At 68.3% G+C, this 23,028-nt stretch carries 25 protein-coding genes; 10 read left to right on the top strand and 15 right to left on the bottom strand.

All coding sequences use genetic code 11. The features are described from left to right. From ACWELQ_RS08090 to ACWELQ_RS08070, 5 genes are all read right to left on the bottom strand, one after another. Positions 1-613: MFS transporter (locus ACWELQ_RS08090; protein ID WP_452396310.1), on the bottom strand; the 613-nt coding region annotated here is incomplete at its 3' end. 210 nt (positions 614-823) lie between these two features. Next, positions 824-2,620: an AMP-dependent synthetase/ligase gene (locus ACWELQ_RS08085; RefSeq protein ID WP_452396309.1), complete on the bottom strand. Its 1,797-nt coding sequence runs from the start codon at positions 2,618-2,620 to the stop codon at positions 824-826. A gap of 113 nt (positions 2,621-2,733) precedes the next feature. Then, positions 2,734-3,648, bottom strand: coding sequence for an alpha/beta hydrolase (locus ACWELQ_RS08080; protein WP_452396308.1), 915 nt, complete (start codon positions 3,646-3,648; stop codon positions 2,734-2,736). Positions 3,649-3,673: 25 nt separating this feature from the next. After that, positions 3,674-4,504, bottom strand: a complete 831-nt coding sequence (locus tag ACWELQ_RS08075; protein ID WP_452396307.1) for an SDR family NAD(P)-dependent oxidoreductase — start codon at positions 4,502-4,504, stop codon at positions 3,674-3,676. 35 nt (positions 4,505-4,539) lie between these two features. Then, positions 4,540-6,060: a flavin-containing monooxygenase gene (locus ACWELQ_RS08070; RefSeq protein WP_452396306.1), complete on the bottom strand. Its 1,521-nt coding sequence runs from the start codon at positions 6,058-6,060 to the stop codon at positions 4,540-4,542. A gap of 86 nt (positions 6,061-6,146) precedes the next feature. Between ACWELQ_RS08070 and ACWELQ_RS08065 the strand changes: the two genes are divergently transcribed. Next, on the top strand, positions 6,147-6,776 hold the full coding sequence (locus ACWELQ_RS08065; protein WP_452396305.1) for a TetR/AcrR family transcriptional regulator: 630 nt from the start codon (positions 6,147-6,149) through the stop codon (positions 6,774-6,776). A gap of 252 nt (positions 6,777-7,028) precedes the next feature. Here the strand turns inward: ACWELQ_RS08065 and ACWELQ_RS08060 are convergent, their stop codons facing one another. From ACWELQ_RS08060 to ACWELQ_RS08045, 4 genes are all read right to left on the bottom strand, one after another. Beyond that, on the bottom strand, positions 7,029-7,748 hold the full coding sequence (locus ACWELQ_RS08060; RefSeq protein ID WP_452396304.1) for a Crp/Fnr family transcriptional regulator: 720 nt from the start codon (positions 7,746-7,748) through the stop codon (positions 7,029-7,031). A gap of 70 nt (positions 7,749-7,818) precedes the next feature. After that, positions 7,819-9,369: an MFS transporter gene (locus ACWELQ_RS08055; RefSeq protein WP_452396303.1), complete on the bottom strand. Its 1,551-nt coding sequence runs from the start codon at positions 9,367-9,369 to the stop codon at positions 7,819-7,821. Positions 9,370-9,385: 16 nt separating this feature from the next. After that, entirely contained in the window at positions 9,386-9,895 is a 510-nt protein-coding gene (locus ACWELQ_RS08050) for a hypothetical protein (protein ID WP_452396302.1), read from the bottom strand. A gap of 89 nt (positions 9,896-9,984) precedes the next feature. After that, positions 9,985-10,914, bottom strand: a complete 930-nt coding sequence (locus ACWELQ_RS08045) for a glycine betaine ABC transporter substrate-binding protein (RefSeq protein ID WP_452396301.1) — start codon at positions 10,912-10,914, stop codon at positions 9,985-9,987. Positions 10,915-11,216: 302 nt separating this feature from the next. Between ACWELQ_RS08045 and ACWELQ_RS08040 the strand changes: the two genes are divergently transcribed. The 7 genes from ACWELQ_RS08040 to ACWELQ_RS08010 all read left to right on the top strand — a co-directional run bounded on the left by ACWELQ_RS08040 (position 11,217) and on the right by ACWELQ_RS08010 (position 17,126). Then, on the top strand, positions 11,217-12,116 hold the full coding sequence (locus tag ACWELQ_RS08040) for an ABC transporter substrate-binding protein (RefSeq protein WP_452396311.1): 900 nt from the start codon (positions 11,217-11,219) through the stop codon (positions 12,114-12,116). Between the two features lie 14 nt (positions 12,117-12,130). Then, positions 12,131-13,276, top strand: a complete 1,146-nt coding sequence (locus tag ACWELQ_RS08035) for an ABC transporter ATP-binding protein (RefSeq protein ID WP_452396300.1) — start codon at positions 12,131-12,133, stop codon at positions 13,274-13,276. Continuing rightward, positions 13,273-13,914, top strand: a complete 642-nt coding sequence (locus tag ACWELQ_RS08030) for an ABC transporter permease (protein WP_452396299.1) — start codon at positions 13,273-13,275, stop codon at positions 13,912-13,914. Before ACWELQ_RS08035 ends, ACWELQ_RS08030 begins: the two co-directional genes overlap by 4 nt. Continuing rightward, positions 13,911-14,594: an ABC transporter permease gene (locus ACWELQ_RS08025; RefSeq protein ID WP_452396298.1), complete on the top strand. Its 684-nt coding sequence runs from the start codon at positions 13,911-13,913 to the stop codon at positions 14,592-14,594. The genes ACWELQ_RS08030 and ACWELQ_RS08025 overlap by 4 nt, the downstream gene beginning before the upstream one ends. Positions 14,595-14,661: 67 nt before the next feature. Then, positions 14,662-15,333 (top strand): response regulator transcription factor, encoded by a 672-nt coding sequence (locus ACWELQ_RS08020; RefSeq protein ID WP_452396297.1) that lies wholly within the window; start codon positions 14,662-14,664, stop codon positions 15,331-15,333. Further along, the gene (locus tag ACWELQ_RS08015) at positions 15,330-16,706 is read left to right on the top strand and encodes a sensor histidine kinase (RefSeq protein ID WP_452396296.1); all 1,377 of its coding nucleotides are present in this window, start codon (positions 15,330-15,332) and stop codon (positions 16,704-16,706) included. The genes ACWELQ_RS08020 and ACWELQ_RS08015 overlap by 4 nt, the downstream gene beginning before the upstream one ends. A 93-nt stretch (positions 16,707-16,799) precedes the next feature. Next, entirely contained in the window at positions 16,800-17,126 is a 327-nt protein-coding gene (locus ACWELQ_RS08010; protein ID WP_452396295.1) for a hemophore-related protein, read from the top strand. 140 nt (positions 17,127-17,266) lie between these two features. Here ACWELQ_RS08010 and ACWELQ_RS08005 read toward each other — a convergent pair whose 3' ends face one another. The 4 genes from ACWELQ_RS08005 to ACWELQ_RS07990 form a co-directional block, all read right to left on the bottom strand. Beyond that, positions 17,267-17,704: a hypothetical protein gene (locus tag ACWELQ_RS08005; RefSeq protein WP_452396294.1), complete on the bottom strand. Its 438-nt coding sequence runs from the start codon at positions 17,702-17,704 to the stop codon at positions 17,267-17,269. 98 nt (positions 17,705-17,802) lie between these two features. After that, positions 17,803-19,062, bottom strand: a complete 1,260-nt coding sequence (locus tag ACWELQ_RS08000) for an alpha/beta fold hydrolase (protein ID WP_452396293.1) — start codon at positions 19,060-19,062, stop codon at positions 17,803-17,805. 100 nt (positions 19,063-19,162) lie between these two features. After that, complete coding sequence (locus ACWELQ_RS07995; protein WP_452396292.1) at positions 19,163-19,816, bottom strand: hypothetical protein; 654 nt, start codon at positions 19,814-19,816, stop codon at positions 19,163-19,165. Positions 19,817-19,848: 32 nt separating this feature from the next. Continuing rightward, a complete protein-coding gene (locus ACWELQ_RS07990) occupies positions 19,849-20,196 on the bottom strand; it encodes a hypothetical protein (RefSeq protein ID WP_452396291.1) in 348 nt (115 codons plus the stop codon). A gap of 65 nt (positions 20,197-20,261) precedes the next feature. On the opposite strand from ACWELQ_RS07990, the gene ACWELQ_RS07985 reads away from it, so the two are divergent. Both ACWELQ_RS07985 and ACWELQ_RS07980 read left to right on the top strand, forming a co-directional pair. Further along, entirely contained in the window at positions 20,262-20,714 is a 453-nt protein-coding gene (locus ACWELQ_RS07985) for a MarR family winged helix-turn-helix transcriptional regulator (protein ID WP_452396290.1), read from the top strand. Between the two features lie 179 nt (positions 20,715-20,893). Further along, positions 20,894-21,484 carry a hypothetical protein gene (locus tag ACWELQ_RS07980; RefSeq protein ID WP_452396289.1) on the top strand — a complete coding sequence of 197 codons (591 nt, stop codon included), beginning with the start codon at positions 20,894-20,896 and terminating at the stop codon, positions 21,482-21,484. Positions 21,485-21,558: 74 nt separating this feature from the next. Here the strand turns inward: ACWELQ_RS07980 and ACWELQ_RS07975 are convergent, their stop codons facing one another. After that, positions 21,559-22,209, bottom strand: coding sequence for a response regulator (locus ACWELQ_RS07975; protein ID WP_452396288.1), 651 nt, complete (start codon positions 22,207-22,209; stop codon positions 21,559-21,561). Further along, positions 22,206-23,028: sensor histidine kinase (locus ACWELQ_RS07970; RefSeq protein ID WP_452396287.1), on the bottom strand; the 823-nt coding region annotated here is incomplete at its 5' end. The genes ACWELQ_RS07975 and ACWELQ_RS07970, both read right to left, overlap by 4 nt.

Raw genomic sequence — 23,028 nt, 5'->3', positions numbered from 1 at the left:
CTATCAGTTCGCCGAATCGAGTCAGACAGGGGAGCGCGTCAGCGTAGTCCAGGATCCAGAAGATCGACCGCCAGTCGGTGCCGAACAGATCGGCCTTGATCAGCAGCCCGGCGACGATGGGCCCGAGGATGCTCGCGACACCGAGGGTGGTGCCGAACGCGGCCCATGCCTTGGGCTGTTCGGCGGTGTCGGGGAACAGATCCCGGATCATTCCCAGGCATTGCGGCACCATGACCGCGGCCGCGGCGGCCTGCGCGATCCGTCCGCCGATCAGGGCTTCCGGCGAGGCGGCCAGCGAGCAGGCCACCGAGGCGAGCACGAATCCGACTGTGCCGCCGAGGAACATGCGGCGGCGGCCGAACATGTCGCCGAGGCGGCCGCCGGTCAGCAGCCCGACCGCCAGCACGAGGGTGTAGGCGGCGGCGATCCACTGCATGGTGGCGTAGCTGCCGCCGAGATCGCGCCGGATCATCGGCAGCGCGACGTTCACGACATTGGTGTCGAGCATGTTCATCAGCGTCGCGCCGATGATGGCGGACAGTCCGAGCCAGCGCCGGGTGGGCGCGGCCAGAGAGGTGGAAGTCGGGACGGGGGCGGGGGCGGTGGTGGTCATCGCGGGCTCCTTGGTGGGTATGCCGGAAATAGTATCCAGACAACTAGTATCTGCGCAACTAGTTTTCGGGATCCTACTGTCTCGCTACTTCCACGATTCCGGTAAACACCACCCGGCCACATCACGAAAATTCATTACCTACCAGGCTTTTTCCTCCGTAGACAGCGAAGGGGCCCGCGGAAAACCGCGGGCCCCAATCACATTCAACCGTCAGGAGTGGTAGATCGCGTCCACGTCGGCCGCGTACTTCTTCATGACGACCGCACGCTTGAGCGACAGCTTCGGCGTCAGCTCGCCACCCTCCTCGGTCCAGTCGACCGGCAGGATGCGGACCTTCTTGATCGCCTCGGCGTGCGAGACCAGCTTGTTGGTGGCCGCGACCGCGTCATTGATCTCGGCGACGAGCGCCGGGTTGTCGATGACGTGCTCGATCGGGGTGTCCGCGCCGATCCCGTTGCGCTCCAGCCAACCCGGCAGCGTGTCCTGGTCGAGGGTGACCAGCGCGCCGATGAACGGCTCACCGTCGCCGACCACCATGACCTGGCTGATCAGCGGGTGCTGGCGCAACGAGTCCTCGAGCATGGTCGGGGAGACGTTCTTGCCGCCCGCGGTGACGAGGATTTCCTTCTTGCGGCCGGTGATGGAGATGAAGCCGCTGTCGTCGATCGCGCCGAGGTCACCGGTCTTGAACCAGCCGTCGGCGTCGAAGGCGTCCTTGGTGGCGTCCGGGTTGTTCCAGTAGCCGCCGAAGACCACGCCGCCGCGAATGAGCAGCTCACCGTCCTCGGCGACCTTCGCGCCGTGACCCGGAAGCGGGCGGCCGACCGAGCCGACCTTGATGAAGCGCGGGGTGTTGACGCTGACGGCCGCGGTGGACTCGGTCAGGCCGTAGCCCTCGTAGATGGTGACGCCCGCGCCGCGGAAGTAGTGGCCCAGGCGCGAACCCAGCGGTCCGCCACCGGAAACGGCCGACTCGCACTGTCCGCCCATGGCCTCGCGCAGCTTGCCGAAGACCAGCTTGTCGAACACCATGTGCTGCAACTTCAGCACGATGCCCGGGCCGCCCTTCTCCAGCGACTGGCTGTACTGGATGGCGATCTCGGTGGCGTAGTCGAAGATCTTGCCCTTGCCGCCGTCGTGCGCCTTCTGCTTCGCGCCGTTGAACACCTTCTCGAACACACGCGGCACCGAGAGAATGAAGTGCGGCTTGTACTGCCCGAACTGCTCGACCAGCGTGGACCAGTCGGAGGTGTGGGCGACGGTGACGCCGGCGTCGAAGGCGGCCAGCGCGACGGCGCGGGCGAAGACGTGGGCCAGCGGCAGGAACAGCAGCGACTTGCGGCCGGGCCGCAGGAATTCGCTCATGGCCGAGCGATCGGCGGCGGACTCCGCGTAGAGGTTGGAGTGCGAGAGCATTACGCCCTTGGGGCGGCCGGTGGTGCCGGAGGTGTAGATGAGCGTCGCCGGGGAGGCGGCCTTCACCTGGGCGCGGCGCTCGTGCACGACGCTGTCGTCGAGGTCCTTGCCGCGGGCGACGAGGTCGGCGATGGCGCCCTTGTCGATCTGCAGGGTTTCCTTCAGATCGCCCAGTCCGCCTTCGATTTCCGCGACGGTGGCGCGGTGCTTGTCGTTCTGCACCACGATCAGCTTGGTGCCGGAGTCCGAGAGGATCCAGCGCACCTGCTCGGCGGCGGAGCTGTCGAAGATAGCGACGGTGCAGCCACCGGCGGCCCAGATGGCGAAGTCCAGCACCACCCACTCGTAGCTGGTGGCGGCCATGATGGCGACGCGGTCACCGAGTTCGATGCCGGAGGCGACGAGTCCCTTCGCCACATCGGTCACGGCCTTGGCGAATTCGGTCGCCGTGACGTCGTTCCAGCCGCCCTTGCCATCCGGGGTGTTGAAGACGACCAGATTCGGCGTCTGCTCCGCGTGCCGGAACGCACCGTCCGACATATTGGCGGTTTCCGGGATGGTGTAGGTAGCCGGGACTTCGAACTCTCGCATCGCTGCCCTTCCACAGTGGGTTTACTGGCGGGTAATTTACGCCACGCTCACAGGTAACTCCCCGCGGACCGTCCGAACCTGTTCTCGGAACGGTCCCGCGTTGTGTTCTGTCCCTATCCTATTGACCGGCTTTGCGCCGGTCGCAGCGCCTGCCGGAGGAACTGCCCGAGTTCGACGGTGACCGCGGCGGCGGGGGCGGCGATGCTCGCCTGCAACTGCGCGACGTGCCACAGGCCCTGGGTCTCGGTGAACTCGACCGATACGCCCGCCGATCGCAGCGCCGCGACCAGCCGGGTGCACTGGTCGTGCAGCAGTTCGTCCACATCGGCCTGGACATAGGTGGGCGGCAGCCCGCGCAACTCGCCCAGCAGCGGCGCGTAACCGGTGTCGGAGCCGTCGCCCGCGCCGAGGTAGGCGGCGGCGCAGGCCCGCGACCACGGCTTGTTGATGACCAGATCGCGATCGCGGGCGGGCACCTCGTTGGGGTCGGCCCAGGGCGCGATCAGCCCGAGCGCGGCCGGAACGTACCCGTGCCGGTCGCGCAGCCGCTCGGCCAGGGCGAGCGAGAGCCCGCCGCCGGCCGAATCCCCCGCCACCGCAATGCGTTCCGGCTTGTACCCGGAGGCGACGAGGTCGAGGAACGCCGCCTCGGCGTCCTCCAGGGCCGCCGGGAACGGATGCTCGGGGGCCAGCCGATAGTCGAGAACCTGGACGGCACAACCGGTTTCGCGGGCCAGGTAGCCCGCCAGCGCACGGTGGGTGGCGGGCGAGCCGACGGTGTAGCCGCCGCCGTGCAGGTACAGCACGGTGGCGGAGTCCGAGACCGGTCCCACGCTCACGCGTTCGGCCGGGCGGCCGCCGAGCCGGATGCGGTCGTGGTGGGTGCCGCGCGGCGGCCGCTGTGCCACCGCGCCCCAATCCATGAGTGCCCGTTGGACACTGAACGGCAGCCGGGCATTGAGCATGATCGTGAAGATCGGGCTCAGGGCGGCGCGAACGACGGGCAGCGGCAGTGTCACATCGGGCATGACCTGGGTGTCCTTCAGTTGTGTATTACGGCATGAAACGCTTCTGCACGACGGCAGAGATGCGCTGGTAGTACGAGGCGGTGGTACGCACGAACAGGTCGAGAGCCTTGGCCTCCCAGCCGATCAGCACCCGCCCGTGGCCCTTGGCGACGCCCTCGGTGATGGTCTGCGCGGCCATCTCCGGGGTGTGCATGGCCAGCTTGGCGTCGAACAGCGCGGCCAGGTTCTTCTGGTCGAGCCCCTCGGAGACGGTGGCATTGCGGGCGACGGCGGTCTTGATGCCGCCGGGGTGCACGCAGGTGACCTTGACCGGCTTGCCGCTCATCAGCATTTCCTGGCGCAGCGCCTCGGTGAAGCCGCGCACCGCGAACTTCGCGGCGTTGTAGGCACTCTGGCCGGGCACGGCGATCAGGCCGAAGAGGCTGGAGATGTTCACGACATGGCCCGCACCGGATTCGATGAGGTACGGCAGGAACGCCTTGGTGCCGTTGACGACACCCCAGAAGTCGACGTCCATGATGCGTTCGATGTCCTTGAACGCCGTGTCGACGACATCGCCGTGGTGGGCGATACCGGCGTTGTTGTAGATCTGGTTGACCTTGCCGAAGTGCTTCTTCACGTCGTCGGCGTAGAGCAGCACCGACTCGCGCTCGGCCACGTTGAGCCGATCGGACTTGATCCGCACGCCGAACTTCTCGCAGCGCTTGACGGTCTCGGCGAGGCCCTCGGCGTCGATGTCGGACAGCGCCAGGTGCGCGCCGCGCTTGGCCAGGTTCTCCGCCAGGGCGCGGCCGATGCCGGAGCCCGCACCGGTGATCACACAGACCTTGTCCTTGAAGTAAGCATCGTTGCTCACGGTTACCGCTTTCGGTTCGTCAGGAGGTGGATGGACTAGACAGCCTGTGCGACAGGCTCGTTGGTGGTCTCGTAGGCCGAGACGTCGAAATTCTCGAGCAGACTGCGGAACCGGAAGGTGAAGTCCGGCCACAGCGTGGTGTTGTTGCCGTGCTTGTCGAGGTACCAGGAGGCGCAGCCGCCGGTGCTCCACACCGCGCCCTGCAGCTTGCGCTGCAGTTCGGCATTGAACTCGTCCTGCACGTCCTTGCGGACCTCGACGGTGCGCAGGCCCAGCTTGTCGAACTGCGCGACGGCGTCGGCGATGTAATTGATCTGCGATTCGATCATGAACACCATCGAGGTGTGGCCCAGGCCCACGTTCGGGCCCAGCATGAAGAACATGTTCGGGTAGTTGTGGATGGCCGAGCCCTTGTAGCCCTGCTGGCCGATGGCGTCGAAAACCTCTGCCAGGGTACGGCCGTCGCGGCCGGAGACGGTGTCGTAGACCGGCGAGTCGGTGACGTGGAAGCCGGTGGCCACGATGATGGCGTCGACCTCGCGCTCGACGCCGTCCTTGGTGACGACGGAGTTCGCGCGGATCTCCTTGATGCCGTCGGTGACGACGTCGACATTGTCGCGGCTCAGCGCGGGGTAGTACTCGTTGGAGATGAGCATGCGCTTGCAGCCGATGCGGAAGTTCGGGGTGACCTTGCGGCGCAGCTCGGGATCGCGGACCTCGGCGAACAGCTTGGCGCGGGCGACCGCCTCGAGCGCGAGCATGGCGGGCGGGAACTTGGCCAGGCCGACGACCTGGGTCTCGCGGGCGGCGTAGATACCCGTGCGGTAGAGGGCCCGCAGCGCCGGAATGTGCTTGAGCGCGAACTTCTCCGGGCCGAAGTACTCGCGGTCGGCGCGCGGCAACAGCCAGGGCGCGGTGCGCTGGTAGACGTCCAGGTGCGCGACCTCGGCCGCGATGGCCGGGACGATCTGGATGGCGGACGCGCCGGTGCCGATGACGGCGACGCGCTTGCCGGTCAGATCCGAGTCGTGGTTCCAGCGGGCGGAGTGGAAGATCTCGCCCTGGAAGTCGTTGATGCCCTTGATATCCGGCAGGTTCGGCTCGCACAGCGCGCCGACGGCCGAGACCAGGATGTCGGCGGTGAACGCGCCCTGGCTGGTCTGGATCTCCCAGCGGGCGTCCTCGGCGTTCCACTGTGCGCCGGTCATCTCGCAGTCGAAGATGTGGTGGTCGCGCACGCCGTACTTGTCGGCGACGCCCTGGATGTAGCGCTGGATCTCCGGCTGCTTGGAGAACGAGCGCGACCATTCCGGGTTGAGCGCGAAGGAGTACGAGTACAGCTGCGAGGGCACGTCGCAGGCCGCGCCCGGGTAGGTGTTGTCGCGCCAGGTGCCGCCGACATCACTGCCGCGCTCCAGCACGAGGTAGTCGGTGCGGCCCTGCTGGCTCAGGCGAATGGCCAGGCCCAGGCCCGAGAACCCGCTGCCGACGATGATCACGTGCGCATGCCGGGCTTCCCGGTTGCCGACAGCTTTGTCTGTAACCTTGCGACTCATATATGCGAGACTAGGGTCTTATTGAGCGGGAGTCAACAGTATTGACTCGCGTTCAGTAAAGTGGACCCGTGACCAAGGAGCGCAGCGTGAGCAGACCCGATGCCGGAGCCTCGGCCAAGCGCGTGCGCCTCAGCCCGGCCGAACGCCGACAGCAGCTCATCACATTGGGTGTGGAGATGCTGCGCGAACACGATCTCGAAGACATCTCCGTCACCGAGATCGCCGATCGCGCCGGAATCTCGCGCGGCCTGCTGTTCCACTACTTCGCCTCCAAGCAGGAATTCCAGCTCGCGATCGTGCGGCAGGCGAACGTGGACTTCCTGGAACGCACCGCCCCGGACCGCAACCTCGATCTGTATTCGATGCTGCGCGACTCCATCGATCGCTACATCGATTACGTGAGCCAGAACGGCACCGCCTACCACGCGCTGCTGCGCGGCCCGGTCAGCGCGAACCCGGAGATGGCGGAAATGGTGGCCAACGCGCGACAGGCCACCGCCGAACGCATCCTCGCCGAAGCCCCGATCCCGGCCGACGACCCCGACCGGCCGCGGCTGGCGCTGGCCGTGCGCGGCTGGATCGCCTTCGTCGAGGAGGTGGTGCTCACCTGGTTGCGCGAAGAACCCATCACCCGGGAGGCACTGGTCGACATGCTCGTCGCATCGCTGCCGGCCCTCGCGTTGAACGCGGATCTCGCTGCGGCACTTCAGCAGTGAGCAGCGGGTCCGGCCACTCCCCGGTGGCGGCGTAGGCGATGAGCGCCGCGGCCAGCGGGCTGTGGGTGATGATCAGATCGCGGTAGAGCTCGTCGACCGTTGTACATCCGGACGATAATTCGGGTGCCGACATCGGTCACACCTCCCGAGGGTTTTGCCCCAGACCCCAATGGCGGGGAGACGTTTCGAGCGTGACACGACCGGCATCCGAGGACGCCTGAAAAATCAGGGTTCTCGGCAGGGTTTCAAGAATTACTTATCCAATTCTGCGAATCGCCGTAAACTTTCGCGGTTTCTTACAATAACGTGCCGGTTCCAGGTGCCGACCAGTTCGGCCGCGCGCATCCATTTCATGGCCAGCCCGACCGCGTCCACTCCCGCCCCGATCAGATTGCCGAGCTCCTCGTAGGAGAGCCGGACGGTGATCTCCCAGCCGTCTTCGGTAGCGCGGCCCCAGGATTCGACGAACTCCAGCAGCAGCCGCGCCAGCCGCACCTGCACCGGGCACCCGCCGAAATCCAGTCGCCGCTGATCCGACCAGGCCAGCCGGTCCGCCAGCGAACGGCACAGCGCGAGCAGGGCGTCCGGATGCTGTTCCAGGAAGTTCATGAACACCGCGCCCGGGATCCGGTGCGCGATGGTGGCGGTGCACACGGTGGCGGTGTTCGAGCGCCGCGAATCCGGCACCAGCGCACCGAGTTCCCCGATCACGTCCCCGCTGACCCGAATGGCGAACAACTTCCCGTCGGACGCGGTGATCTTCACGCACGCCGAGACCGTCCGGTCCCGCGAGCGCAGCAGGTACACCATCGTGCCGGGATCGCCCTCCCGCATCAGCACCGTGCCCGGCGGGCAATAGGTCTGCACCCCCAGTTGCAGCAGATCATGCCGGGATCGCTCCCCCAGGCGCGCCATGAAAGTCCCCGTGGGCCAAGGCCAATCGCCCAGCTGCCCGCCGCCGTGTGAGTTCACAGTCGTATCCAGTTCCGTACCGCCGATGGAAACTGTCCCCCGAACCCTCCACGGTAGCGAGCGAAAGAGATCAGGTGTCGTACTCGTAGCCGGAGTGGTCGCCGCCGGCGGAGACGGCGGTGATGACGGCTGCGGCGAGGATCATGATCGCCGAAACCAGCAGGGCCACTTCGAGTCCGCGGTGGAAGGCGGCGTAGGTGGCGGTGATGACGTTGTCGACGATCGGGCCGTAGGCGGCCGAGGCGGCGGCGTCACCGCCGGTCGGGACCTTGCCGGTCTCGATGGCGTCGATGACGATGGCCTGGAAGTTGGCGGGGATGCCGAGCTGGTTGAGGCGGTCGGTGAGATCGGAGTTCAGGAACGAGTTCACCAGCGAGCCGAGGGCTGCCACGCCGACCACCGCGCCGACCTGGCGCATGGTGTTGGTCGCGGCGGCGGCCATGCCGGAATGCTCGGCCGGGACGCCGGACAGCACGGCCGAGGTCAGTGGGACGACGGCGATGCCGAAGCCGAGCCCGGCCAGCGTCAGCGACATCGCGAGGGGTGCGAATTCCGGTGCGATGCCCAGGTTCTCGCGGGTCAGCAGGATGCCCGCCGCGCCGAGCAGGCAGCCGGTGATCATGGGTGTGCGGGAGCCGCGCAGCGCTACCCAGAAGCCCGCGGCCAGCGCGCCGAGGATGATGGCGACGGCCATGGGCGCGAACATCGCCGCGGTGCGCCAGCCCGAATACCCGACCACCTCCTGCAGATACAGCGCGGTGAAGAAGAAGATCGAAAAGATGCCGAAGTAGACGGCGAACGCCACGATCAGCGCGCTGCGCACCATCGGACGCTTCAGATACCGGAAGTCGAACATGGGATTGCGGGCGCGCGATTCGATCACCAGGAAGGCGACGCCCGCCAGCCCGCCGACCGCGAACAGCGTGATCACCAGGGCCGCACCGTAACCGGACTCCTCCCCCGCGATGCCCGCGTAGATCACGCAGCCGAGAAACGCCGAGCCGGTGAGGAATCCGGCCACGTCGACCGGACCGGGTTGCGGGTCGGCGGATTCCGGAACGTAGCGCAGCGCGGCGGCCAGCACCACCACGCCGACGGCCAGGTTGAACCAGAACACCGAGCGCCAGCCGCCCACCCCGACCAGCAGCCCGCCCAGCACCGGCCCCGAGGCCAGCGCCAGACCGGACACCGCCGCCCAAGCCCCCAGTGCGCGTGCGCGTTCCGAACGATCCGGGAACACCTGCCGGATCACCGACAACGTGCCGGGCTCCGAGGCCGCCGCCCCCAATCCCATGACGGCGCGGCCCGCGATGAGCACCGCCACCGTCGGCGCGAGCGCCGAGAGCATCGAACCCGCGGTGAACACGGCCAGCCCGGCGATCATGACCCGTTTGCGGCCCCACCGGTCCCCCAGCGATCCGGCGGTGAGCATGAGGCTCGCGAAGACCAGCGTGTAGGCGTTGACCACCCATTGCAGCGAGACCACCCCGGCGTGCAGGCTCGACTGGATGTCGCCGAGGGTGACACTGACGACGGTGGTGTCGAGGAAGGTCACGAACAGCACCGCGGTGACGGTGATCAGGGCGACGCCCGGCCGCCGCGCGGTTGTGTTGGCGCGCATGTCGACTCCGCGCCGCTCAGCTCGTCGGCGTGACCGACCCGGTCGCGCACGGCGCGGGCGGTTTGCCCTGCGTCTCGAGCGAGAGCAGGGTGCAGAAGGTCGCGGCCGCCACCTTCCAGCCGCCGCCGATCAGCACGGCGTTGCCCGGCTGGTCCTGGAGGGCGGGTGTGCCGTTCAAGGAGATGGTGAACACCACGTCGGCGTGGTCGGCGCCGACGGCCGTCACGCTCGACACCGCGGCCTTGGTGCCCTTGGCGATGGCCGAATCCGCTTGGGCGCGAATGGTGTCGGCGAAACTCTGGCCGTTCTCGAGCAGCGCGATCTTCTGGTCCGCCGAGCTCGATCCGTCGAAGAAGCGCTGATAGGAATCGGTGACGGCCGCCACCAGCGCGGTGTCCCCGGCGACGGTCGTGGCGGTGGGGTGCGCGGTCTTGGGTTCCTTCGCCGACACTCCGCACCCGGCGGCCACCGCCACCAAAAGTGCGCACAGTGCAAGGGATTTCACCAACGAATTGCGAATCGACATGCCTCGCCCTCCCTGGCTGACGGGAACGGCATGAGACAAATCAGACTACGCGCCCCGTGATCGGGACATGCCGGGTTGACGCGGCCGGATTACAACGAGTGGGCGTCGAGCCAGTCACGGGCCACCGCGGAGGGGATCGCGCCCTGATCGCGGATCTGGTGGATCATGTCGGCGAAATCGGTGGTGGTGAGTTCGCCCGCCACGTAATTGAGTTTGCGGATCTGCTCGTCGGTGAGCGCTGCCTTGCGCATGACCGGCAGCACCTGGGCGGCGCGGAAGGCGTAGTCCGGATCGGCGAGCGGGGTGAGGTCCACGCCGCCGTCGGGCAGGAACGCGGGCGGACCGGCCAGCACGGCGAGTTGAATCTCACCGTCGGAGAGGGCTTTTCGCAGGTCCGCGTCGGAGGTGAAGGTGACCTGGTGGGTGAGGTCGCAGTGGTAGACGGTGCGCAGCGGGTCCAGGACGTCGCGCTGGGGGTCCAGGGGCGCGCGCAGCGCGTCCAGCGGCGGGCCGGTGGTGATGCCGACGGTCAGTCCGTCGCAGCGCGGGCCGATGTCTTTCAGCGAGGACGGGTACTCGGCGACGCGGGTGGTCGCGGTGACCACGGTCGGGCGGAGGTCGGTCCCGTCGGCGGGGTCGGAGTCGACGACGCCCTCCGGAAGCGCCTTGGACAGTGCCGGATTGACGGCGTCGGGTCTGGTGGCCGTCGAGGTCGCGTCGAGCGCGGTCAGCAGATCACCGCTGACATCCCCGAACAGCGCGATGGTGTCTGCGTCGAGGGCGGCCAGCAACTGCTTGCGCTCACCCATGCGCTCCTCGGTCCGCGTGTGCAGTCCGGTCCGCGCCAGCGCGCCTGCGTAGAGCTCGGCGATCATCATCGACTCCGGCGAGTTGCCCGCGCCGACGGTGAGTACCGGCCCGGAGTCGTGGTTTCCGCACCCGACGGCGACCGCCGCCACCACGACGACCAGCAGTGGACGCGACAGGCGGCGCACGAGGGAGGCGGTTGCGGCGGACACGCGCAACAGTCTGCCGCAGCCTGATCGCAGGACTTCCGGAGGGTCGGCGCGCCCGGGAAGATGACTCGGCCGCATCCGCCAGAAAAGCGAAACCGACCCCAGGTAGGCAACGTTCGCGGAACAGAGCGGGCAATATGGACAGTTAGGTCTGTTTCGGGGTGGTCAACTTCGCCCCGCCCGCCGCAGGCACCCCGCTCGGAAGGACGACAGTGCACTCGCTCATCACCACGCGCGCCGACGGCAGGCGCATCTCCAGGACCGTATTCCGGATCCTCGCCGCGTCCGTCGCGCTCGCCGCGGCCATGACGCTGTCCGCCTGCGGCGGCAGCAAGTCCAATCCCCTCGGCGGGGGCGGCGGGAGCTGCGGTGGCGACACCACCAAGCTGACCGTCGGCTCGGCCAACTTCCCGGAATCCGAGACCGTCGCCGACGTGTACGCGGAAGCGCTGCGGGCCAATGGGTTCGGCATCGACACCAAGCTGAACATCGGCAGCCGCGAGGCGTACGTGCCCGCATTGAAGGACTGCTCGATCAGCCTGATCCCGGATTACACCGGCAATCTGCTGCAGTACCTGGACAAGTCGAGCACCGCCACCACGCCGGACGAGGTGAATGCCGCGCTGACGAAGGCGCTGGGCGATCAGCTCGCCATCGGCACCCCGGCCCCGGGTGAGGACTCCGACGCGGTCGTGGTCACCAAGGCCACCGCCGACAAGTGGAATCTGAAGTCCATCGCCGATCTCGCCTCGCACTCCTCCGAGGTGAAACTGGCCGCGCCCGCGGAGTTCTCCGAGCGGCCCGGTGGCCTGCCCGGCCTGAAGAAGAACTACGGCCTGGACATCTCGACCGCCAACTTCGTCCCGATCGCCGACGGCGGCGGCCCGGCCACCGTGAAGGCGCTCACCGAGGGCCAGGTGACCGCGGCCGACATCTTCACCACCTCGCCCGCCATCGCCCAGAACAACCTGGTGGTGCTGGCCGACCCGAAGCACAACTTCCCGCCGCAGAACGTGGTGCCGCTCTACAACACCGGCAAGAAGAGCGACAAGCTGAGCAAGGTGCTCGACGCCGTCTCCGCGAAACTGACCACGGCCGAGCTCATCTCGCTCAATACCGCCGTGTCCGGCAGCAGCAAGACCGAGCCCGCCGCGGCCGCCAAGGCTTGGGTGACGGCGCAGGGGCTCGACAAGCCGATCGCATAACGGAGGGGAACACGGTGTCCGACATCGAATTCAACGGCGTCAGCAAGACGTACCCGGACGGCACTACCGCCGTCCACCACCTCGATCTGAGCATCGAATCCGGGTCGTTCACCGTGTTCGTCGGGCCGTCCGGCTGCGGCAAGACCACCTCGATGCGCATGATCAACCGCATGCTCGGGCCCAGCACGGGCACGATCACCGTTGGTGGACAGGATATTTCGCGTATCAACCCGGTCAAGCTCCGGCTCGGGATCGGCTACGTGATCCAGAACGCCGGACTGCTGCCGCACCGGACGGTCGTCGACAACGTGGCGACCGTACCGGTGCTGCGCGGACAGTCCCGCGCCGCGGCCCGTAAGGCGGCGCTGGAGGTGATGGAGCGCGTCGGCCTGGATCGCGGTCTGGCGCAGCGCTATCCGTCGCAGCTCTCCGGCGGGCAGCAGCAGCGCGTGGGCGTGGCCCGGGCGCTGGCCGCCGACCCGCCGATCCTGCTCATGGACGAGCCGTTCAGCGCGGTCGATCCGGTGGTGCGCACCGAACTCCAGGCCGAGATGCTGCGGTTGCAGGCCGAACTGCACAAGACCATCGTTTTCGTCACCCATGACATCGACGAGGCGATCCGGCTCGGCGACCACATCGCCGTCTTCGGGCCGGGCGGCTACCTACAGCAGTACGACGTGCCGCAGACGGTATTGGCCCAGCCCGCTACGGATTTCGTTGCCGGGTTCGTAGGCCGCGACCGCGGCTACCGGGAGCTGTCCTTCCGGACCGCCGAAACCGTTCCACTGCACGAGCTTTCGACGGTCACCCCGGACGAGATCACCGGGGTTCGGCTGAGCCTGGGCGAATGGCGGCTGGTCGTCAACCCGGACAAGAAACCGATCGGGTGGATCGACACCACCGGCGTGGAAGGCGTCCGCGCCGGGCACGACCTCGCCGACAGTGTGGCCGCGGGCGGCTCGCTGTTCCCGCCGGGCGGCGATCTGCGCCAGGCCCTCGACTCCGTCATCTCCTCCCCCGCCGAAATCGGTGTGGCCGTGGATGATTCCGGAGCCGCGGTCGGCGCGATCTACGCCCGCGACGTGCTCGAGCAGCTGCACAACCAGCGCACCGCCGAGGACGCCGAACGCAATCGGGTCTTCTTCGAGGAATCCCGATGAGATACCTCATCGACAATTTCCACGAGATCGCGGTCTACGCGGGCACCCATATGCGGCTGGCGCTGGAACCGCTGCTGCTGGGCCTGCTCATCGCGATCCCGGTGGGTGCGCTGGCGCATCGGGCGCGCTGGCTGCGCCGGGTCACCACCACCGCCGCCAGCATCGCGTACACGATCCCGTCGCTGGCCCTGTTCGTCATCCTGCCGCCGCTGCTGAACATCGGCGTCATCGACGAGCTGAACGTGGTGATCGCGCTGACCATCTACTCGGTGGCGCTGCTGGTGACGGCCGTGCCCACCGCGCTGGACTCGGTGCCCGCCGACACCCTAGACGCCGCCGACGCCATCGGGTACACCCCGTTGCGGCGGGTGCTCACCGTCGACTTCCCGCTCGCCCTCCCGGTTTTCGTCGCCAACCTGCGGGTGGTGGCGGTCACCAATATCTCGATGGTGACCGTCGGCGCGTTGATCGGGGTCGGCGGGCTGGGCAAGCTGTTCACGCAGGGGTATCAGCGCGACTACCCCGACGAGATCATCGCGGGCATCATCGTCGTGCTGGTGCTGGCACTGGTGGTGGACCGATTGCTGTACGTGCTGGGCAGATTGGCGACGCCCTGGCTGAAAGGTCGTGCGGCATGAGCCTTTTCCTCAACGCCTGGCATTTCCTCACCGACGGCGCGAACTGGTCGGGTCCCACCGGGATCGGGATGCGGCTGCTGGAGCACCTCGACTACAGCCTGCTGGCGGTGGCCCTGTCGGCGGTGATAGCGGTGCCGATCGGGCTGCTCATCGGGCACACCCGGCGCGGCTCGGCGCTCATCGTCGGGTTCGCCAACTCCATGCGCGCGCTGCCGACCCTGGGCGTGCTCACCTTCGTGGTGCTGTTGCTCGGTCTGGGCCTGACGCCGCCGCTGCTCGCGCTGCTGACCGTCGGCATCCCGCCGCTGCTGGCGGGGACCTACGCGGGCATCGCCAATGTGGATCCGACCGTGGTGGACGCGTCCCGGGCCATGGGCATGAGCGAACGCCGGGTGCTGTTGCAGGTCGAACTGCCCAACTCGCTGCCGGTGCTGCTGAGCGGGCTGCGCGCGGCCACCCTCCAGGTGGTGGCCACCGCCACCATCGCCGCCTACGTGAATCTCGGTGGGCTGGGCCGCTACATCTTCGACGGCATCAGCCTCTATCGCTACGACAAGGTGCTGGTCGGCGCGATCCTGGTGGCCGCGCTGGCGTTGGCGCTGGACGGGCTGCTGGCGTTCGCGGTGTGGCTGAGCGTGCCGGGCACCGGGCGGTTGCGCCGTCTCGCGGGGCGCGCCTGAACCCGGAACTCGATAGATCCGGTCCGGTTCGCAGCGGATTCACAGCCGCAGGTCCCAGAATGGCCGCGTGCAACCGGGACGCATTCTTGTGATCGAAGACGCCGAGGCCATTCGGGCCGCCGTCGCGGCCGGGCTGTCGGCGGCCGGGCACGACGTGCTCGAGCGCGGCGACGGCCGGCTGCTCGAGCAGGACCTCGCCCAGTTCCGGCCCGATGTGGTGGTGCTCGACGTCACGCTGCCCGGCCGCGACGGGTTCGCGCTGCTGGAATCCGTGCGGGCGCGCTCGGCGGCGGGCGTGGTCATGCTGACCGCCCGCGACGGGGTGGAGGATCGGGTGCGCGGGCTGCGCGCCGGATCCGACGACTATGTGGTGAAGCCCTTCGATCTCGTGGAACTGGTGGCGCGGGTCGAGGCGCTGCTGCGGCGGATGGGAAAACTGCGTTCCCGCATCGTGATCGGTGACCTGGAGGTGGATATCGACGCGGGCGGGGCGCACCGCGCCGGGCACGCGCTCACCCTCACCGCCACCGAATTCAAACTGCTGGCCTATCTCGCCGCCCAGCGGGACCGGGTGGTCACCAAGACCCAGATCCTCACCGCCGTCTGGGGATACGAGGACTACGACCCGAATCTGGTCGAGGTGCATGTGAGCGCGCTGCGGCGCAAACTCGAGGAACACGGGGACCGGGTGGTGCAGACGGTGCGCGGACTGGGGTACACGCTGCGGGTGCCCCGATGAAGACGGTCTCGCTGCGCGGGCGCGTGACCCTCACCGCCGCACTGGTTTCCGGGATCGTGCTGGTGCTGGTGGCGGTCGTGGTGCACGGGCTGTTCGGGCTGGTGATGACCCGCAGCGAGAACACCGTGCTCACCGACCGCGTGCAGCTGGCCAAACAGCTGTCCCAGCAAGGGGTTTCACCGGAGGACCTGGTCTCGCGGGTGGACACGCATTCGGTGCGGGTGCGGCTGGTGCTGGCCGACGGCCACACCTACGGCAGCCTCGACCACCGGCTGGCCGAAGACAGCTCCACCAGAACGCGTTTCGTCAGGCTCACCGGGCCGGGGACGCTCAACGACGCCCGCTTGACCCTGCAGATCGACACCCCGCTGCTGGCGCGCGTGCAGTCCCGCCTGGGACTGCTGCTGATCCTGGCCACCACCGGCGCGATCGCGGTGATCGTCGTCGGCCTGTGGTTCCTGGTGCGCCGTGCCCTCGCGCCCCTGGACACCATGACCCGCCTGGCCCGCGACATCGCCCACGGCCACCTCGGCCGCCGCCTCAACCCGTCCCGCACCGACACCGAACTCGGCCGCACCGCCGCCGCTTTCGACGAAATGCTCGACGCCCTCGAGGGCGCCCTCCGCGACACCGCCGCCGCCGAGTCCCGAGCCCGCGCCTCCGAACAGCAGATCCGCGTCTTCGTAGGCGACGCCGCCCACGAACTCCGCACCCCCATCACCGGCGTCCGCTCCCTCGCCGAGGCGGTCTTCCAACAACCCGCCGACACCGATCCGGAGGACCGCCAACGCATGCTCCTCCTTCTGGTCCGCGAAACCCAACGCGCGGGCCGCCTGGTCGACGACCTCCTCGACCTGGCCCGCATCGACGCGGGCCTCCACCTCCGCCTCGAACCGGTGAACCTACGCGCGCTGGTGGAAACTCACCTGGACCGCATGCGAATGCTGCACCCCCACACCGAATTCCACCTCACCGGCACCCCGGCGACAGCGATGGTCGACGCCGAACGCATCACCCAAATCCTCACCAACCTCCTCGCCAACGCCTGCCAGGCCATGAAGGACCACGGCACCGTCACCGTCGACATCCGCGAATCATCTTCCAGCACAGTAGAACTCACGATCACCGACACCGGCCCCGGCATTCCCGCCGAAGACCGCGACCGCATCTTCGACCGCCTGGTCCGCCTCGACCACGCCCGCGACAACCGCCCCGACGGCTCCGGCCTCGGCCTCGCCATCGCTCGCGGCCTGGCCCGCGCCCACGGCGGCGACCTGGCCTGCAGTGCCCCCGCCCCCGGCAGCACCGGGGCGGTCTTCGTGCTGCGCCTGCCCACCGATGACCGTCAGCTTCGCGCGGTACCGCCAGCCTGAAGATCGACTGAAGAAGGCCGCACGCTTCAGCCCACCTTCAGCGATCGCGGGCACATTCGAGGGGGAACCAACCCCCATCGATACGGAGTGAACATGAAGCGCGCCCTCGCTGCCACCCTCGCCGCAGCCGCCGGAGCAGCCACGATCGCCCTCGCCGTCCCCGGCGTGGCCTCGGCCGACGGCCCCGACTGCAGCAAGGCCGCCCGCGTAGCCGCACACCAGGACGCCAAGCCGAAGGTGCAGGCCGTGCTGGCAGCACACCCGGACCTGAAGGACGAGCTCACGAAGATCAAGGCGCTGCCGAAGGATCAGCGCAAGGCCGAATGGACCTCGTACAAGCAGGCCCACCCCGACGAGGCCCAGGCCCTGCACGACGCCCGCTCCGCAGTCATCACCTTCCGCCAGAACTGCCACAAGTAACCCCGCCCACCCCCAACCGCCCGCCCCGAGCCACCCCTCACCGCTCGGATGCCGCACGACTGCCCTCACACGGCATCACAGGCGGGCGCGGCCGGGGACGCCGATCCGGACGATCGGCGCCCCCGGCCAAAACCTCGCCCCTATCCGGTGAGAGCCGCGCGACGACGCCAGGTCCAGCGGAGTAGGCCGACACCCACCGCCAGGGTGATCACGTTGATACCCAGTTCGATGAATCCACCCGCACCCGAACGCCACCAGATGGCGTGTTCGAGGTCGTAGAGCGCGTCCATGCAGAACAGATAGATGGCCGATCCACCGCCCGCGAGGAGCCAGAGCAGGGCTGTGGGGTGGCGTTTGAGCAAGGCGACGGCCGCTGCGATCACGCACAGCGCCAGCCACGCATCGGCCAGGGGGAAAGCGTTCTCGAATTCGATGTACGCGGGACGATCGTTGCTGGCTACCGCGCCGCGGGCGCTGAACCAGAGCACCCAATAGGCGGTCAGGATCAGCAAGCTGGCCGCGAGCACTACGAGCACCCGGCTCCTGGATTGTTCGCTGACCTCGAGCTGCGCAGACACATCCGCCATTCTGAAACACCAAGCCCCACATTGAGGTCGTAACGTAGTTTGCGCTGGAAGACGCCACCGCGCTCCTCCACCGGCGGGTAGCGCGTCGGTCAGATTGCGGGGGTGACTTCGAGGAACCAGCGGACGGACTGGGCCGTGCCTCGGATGCCGGAACCGTTGTGGTCTACCGGGCCCAGATCGGTGATTGGGGCGTCGACGCCGTGGGTGAGGAGGGCGGTTCGGCAGTTGGCGCTGTTGGCCGGGGCGACGTCGCGGTCTTGGCTGCCGGTGTAGAGGCGGATGGGGAGTTGAGGGGTCCAGTCGGTGCAGGTGCTGTCGGCGATCTTCATGGCGGTGGCGAAGGGGGCGGTTGGGTTGCGTAGCAGGTCAATTCCGTGGGGGGTGAGTAGGTGATCGATGTCCGGGGGTAGGGCCGGGATGATGGCTTCGATGGGGTGCAGGCCGTCGAAGAGTTGCTCGACGGTGTCGGCGTAGGGGGGCTGGAAGACCTCGGCGGGTGAGCGGTACAGGCCGTGCAGGCGATTCCAGGAGACCAGCAGGTACGCGCTGTAGAAGGAGCCGGAGCCCGGGTCGAGGGTGCCGTCGAACAGGGCGGGCAGCTCGGCGGCACTCAGGTCGAACGGGCCGCTGATGGCGGCGACGGCGGTCGCCCGAAAGTCCTTGTCCGCGTTACCCTGGAGTGCTCGCGCCAGTCCCATGGCCGCCGGTCCGCCCTGTGAGAATCCGACGATGTCGACCTCTTCGCGCAGTCGGCGTCCCAGCGCCGCGACCTGGCTGCGGGCTGCCCGCAGCATGTCCACCGATGCGGTGGTCTCCGACGGCACGTCCAGGTAGGGATGCGGCCCTGGGCCCGAGCCCAATCCGAGGTAGTCGGGCGCGACCCCGGCGAAACCGGCCGCCGCGTAGGTGAGTGTCGCGGCGACATCGCCACCGTCCGCCGCCGCCGAGGGCGCGGCAGCCTTGGTGGGCTGGGTGCCGTGCTCGTACGCCACGGTGACCAGGTCGTTCTTGTCGTTTCGAGGCAATGCGAGCAACCCGCTGGCCGTGGTGGCCCGGCCGTCCGTGCCCACCGTTTCGTAGTTCAGCCGGTACGTGTCGACACCGAATCGCACCGCGTCGGCATGGAACTCGTTGGCGTTCAGCGTGGCTCGAACCTCGTCGGCCGAATAGCTACGCAGCTGCTCGACTTTCACCAGCCGCCCGCGATCGACCTCCACCGCAGCGGGCTCCGAGGTGCCCGTACACCCGGTAGCGAGCAGCGAGACCCCGAACAGCAAAGCGGCACCGACGATCCCCGCGCTGACCCGAACTCGTCGGCCACGCGGGAAAGAGTGAATCTCTGTGGTCACACCGAAATCTCATCGCCGACCACGACACCGGGTCCATCCCTCCCCGGGGTGATCAAGCGCCGCGCCCTCACACGTGAGTATGAGGGCGCGGCGCGAACGCTCAACGTCGAGTCGTCAGCGCGACGGCCGGAACCCAGAGCAGGAGCAGGACGCCGGACACATAGGCAGCCGGGGCGAGAGCGGTGCTGAGCAGCAGGTAGCCGACACCCGACACCGCGATCGCGGCGGCCAGTAGCAGCCCGAGGTAGGGCAGGAACCGGGGCCGGGTCCGGTCGCGCAGCATGGGGACGGAGGCCAGCACCGCCGTCGCGGCCAGCAACAGCATCTTGACGCCGTCGAGTCGATCGATCAGACCGTAGACGGTGGCAGCGGTCGCGGCATTGCCCTCGGACGCGATCCACCCGGCAAGGTGAACCCCCAAGGCGCACTGCGTCAGTGAGACCGCGACCGCCGCGACACCGGTCATCCGCGCGGGGCGGGCGAGCGCGGTGAGAACCACCGCCAGCGCGAGCCCCGCGATACCTTGCGAGGTCACGAACTGCACCGTCGCGACCCCGGCATGCCCCGCGAGCGCTTCCAGGATCTGCGCACCCGACGCGCGGACGGACAAGTTGGTGGGCCAGACCGACAAGCCCACGATCCAGGCGATCAGAAAGGTCACGCCCGCAGCCGCGACCAGCGGCCGGATTCCGTTGCGGGCGTGGGATTCAGAGACGACGGTGGCGGGCGCATCGGCGCGGACGATGGTGGTCATGATGAATTCCTTTGCGGTGGTGGGCAATCGGGTCAGTGGAAAGGAAGCCAGGCGGCGGTGAGCAAGTGGACGGCGGCCAGGCCGACGCAGGTGACGGCCATCGGCCAGTTGCGCTGCCGCGCGCCGAGCCAGGCATCCCAGAGCTGCGCCAGCCCCGACACCACCAGCAGCGGCACGATCGCGGCGATCGATCCGACCGCCAGCACGGTCAGGGTGACCAGGCTCAGCGGCAGAGCGCGCGCGGCGTAGGCGCCGAGAAAGAACATCGATCCGGCCGTCGGAAGCTCGCCCGCGGGCAGCGCCAAGCGCGGCCGCACGAGTCCGACCAGGCACGACGCCCCGGACACCATCGCGACCGCGGCGTTCAAGAGCAGGACCACAAGCATTAGTTCTAACCTCAAATCGTTCACGTCATGAAGCATTCTCAATATATATACTTCTGATCGTGAATGATGTCAACGGCCGGACGAGGATCCCCGGCACGGTCTCCTACCGCCTCGGAGTGCTGGGAGCCCTCGCGGAAAACCGCTTCGCGACGGCGATCGCGGCACTGGATCTCAAGCCCAAACACGTGGGCCTGCTCGCGGCCCTGGAATCGGCGGCGGGCCTGTCGCAGCAGGAACTCGCGACCCGGCTCGGCGTGGTGCCGAGTCTCGTTGTCGCCCTTGCCGATCACCTGGAGCGACTGGGCGCCCTGCGACGCGAACGCGATCCGTCGGACCGCCGCCGCCAGACCCTGGTGCTCACCGACGACGGCCGCGCACTACTCACTCGATGCGAACAGGAAGCCGCGGCCTTGGACCGCACCCTCACCGCGAGCCTGACTCCCGCCCAGCTCAGCGCCTTGAACGAGGCCCTGTCCCTGCTCGCCACCGAGGCGGGCATGCCGCCCCGCTGACCGGAGGCCCGACCACAATTCCATACCCATTCGGCATGTCGCAGCCTTCGCTAAATACCGACCGGTCGGTTATGTGTTAGGCAATACCCGAACACCCGATCTGGCTATATGTGTCCCCAATTCATGGCAGTGCCGAGGCCGACGGTCACGGCACTCCGCATCGAATGAGAGGCGAGCGCATGCAGTTCAGGAAGTTTGCGGCGATGTCGATGATGACCATTGCCGCCACCGTGATGACCGCCGCCACCGCACACGGCGAGGCGGAACGACCGCTCATCGTGGGCGGTCAGGATCACGGGTTGAGCTACACCTCCACGCTGTCCGACGACCACCAGGGCGTGGTCACGCACCTGAGCGCGGGGACGTTCGAGATGTCGGCCGACCAGTCGCTGGTGTCCGTGGTCGCTCCGGACGGCACTGTGGTGGAACAGATTCCCACCGACTACGAGCTGGGCGGCCAGCCGGTGCGGCTGCGCGCCGAGGTCGGCGAGGACAACAGCACTCTGACCGTGTGGCCCACCGAGAGCAACGGCCCGGTCAGCGAGAGCACCTACAACGACGGCGTGCGTGAGATCGCGCAACAGCAGCAGCTCAAGGACATCGGTGTCATCGGCTGTATCGCCGGTGGCGCGGTCGGCGCCGGTCTCTTCGGCGTCATCGGCACCGTGATCGGCCTGATCGCGCTGATCGTCGGCGCGATCCCCGGCCTGTTCATCGGCCTCGTCGCCGGTGCCGTAATCGGCTGTGTCGTGGGCTTCTTCGTCATCTGACCCACTAGGCGCACCCGCGCCGAATCGCTGTGAACCGAGGCCACCGCGCATCCCGCGGTGGCCTCGGCGCGCCGTCAGCCGGGACGGACCAGTCCGTGCTGATGGGCGTAGACGACGGCGTGAATGCGGTCTCGCACAGCGAGTTTGGCGAGAATACGGGAGACGTGAGTCTTGACGGTCTCCTCGCCGACGCCGAGGGCGGTGGCAATCTCGTTGTTGGAGCGGGCATCCGCGACCAGCAGCAGCACCTCGCGCTCCCGGGCGGTCAGCTGGGACAGTTCGGGCGGCTCGGCGGGCGGGGCGATACCGGTGATCAGACTGCTCGCCAGGCGGCGGGTCATGGAGGGGTCGATGACGGCGTCGCCGCGGAAGGCCACCCGGATCGCGGCCACGAGTTCTTCCGGCGGAAGGCTTTTCAGCAGGAAACCGCTGGCCCCGGCGGACAGCGCACGGTGCAGGTTGGCTTCGCTGTCGTAGGTGGTGAGCACCAGCACCCGGGTGCCGCCCGCCGCGACGATGGCCTCGGTGGCGGCCAAGCCGTCCAGCTTCGGCATCCGGACATCCAGGATCGCGACATCGGGCCGGGTGCGGGCGGCGGCCTCGATGGCGGAGCGGCCGTCACCGACCTCGGCCACGCACTCCAGGTCGGGATGCGCGTCCACGACCGCGCGCAGACCGGAGCGGAACACGGTGTGATCGTCGGCGATCAGGATGGTGATGGTCATGCGGCTCCTATCGGTACCGAAACCGTGATCTCCCATTGGTTTCCGGCGGAATCGACACCATGCGAGACGGTGCCGTCGAACAGCTCGACCCGGCGGCGGATGCCGTCCAGACCTCGATGCACCTCCGAGCTGTCCGCCATGGCCGCAACGGGATTCGTCTCCCGGATCGTCACCGCGCCGGGCCGGTAACCGATCACCAGCTCGGCCGGGGCGCGCCCGTGCCGCAGCGCGTTGGTCAGCATCTCCTGGACCACCCGGTAGAGCATGACGTCCAGCGACTCCGGCAACACCGGCGGCTCTCCCGAAACCGTCACGCGCACGGTCAATCCGGCGTCCCGGACCCGCGCCACCAGCTCCTCGATATCGGCCAGTCCGGGCTGCCGCTGCCCCTCGTCGTCGCGGCCGTGCAGCAGATCCAATTGCCGCCGCAGGTCCACCATGGCCGCGCGACTGCTCGACTCCACCGCCGTCACCGACCGCGACGCGGCCGCGCCATCACTGCGGGACAAGGCCATTCGCGCCACCCCCGCGTGAATCCCGATGGCGCTCACATGATGGGAGATGACATCGTGCAGGTCCCGCGCGATGGCCTCGCGCTCATCGGCCAGCGCCCGATCCAGGGCCGCTCGCTGCTCCTGCTGCCGTAAGCGTTCCCGCTGTTCCAGTTCCGCGATGTAGGCCCCGCGCGCCGCGGTGTACCGGCCCACCAGCCACGGCACCACCCCCGCACCCAGGGCGAAGACGACCAGCCGCACCGGCCGGTTCGTGCCCGCGATGGCCGCCATCACGTTCACCGTCAGCGAGCCGCCCGCCAGCAGC

The organism is Nocardia sp. NPDC004722, assembly GCF_053601505.1.
Note: the sequence above shows the minus strand (reverse complement) of the source record. Positions and strands in the feature narration are given on the sequence as shown.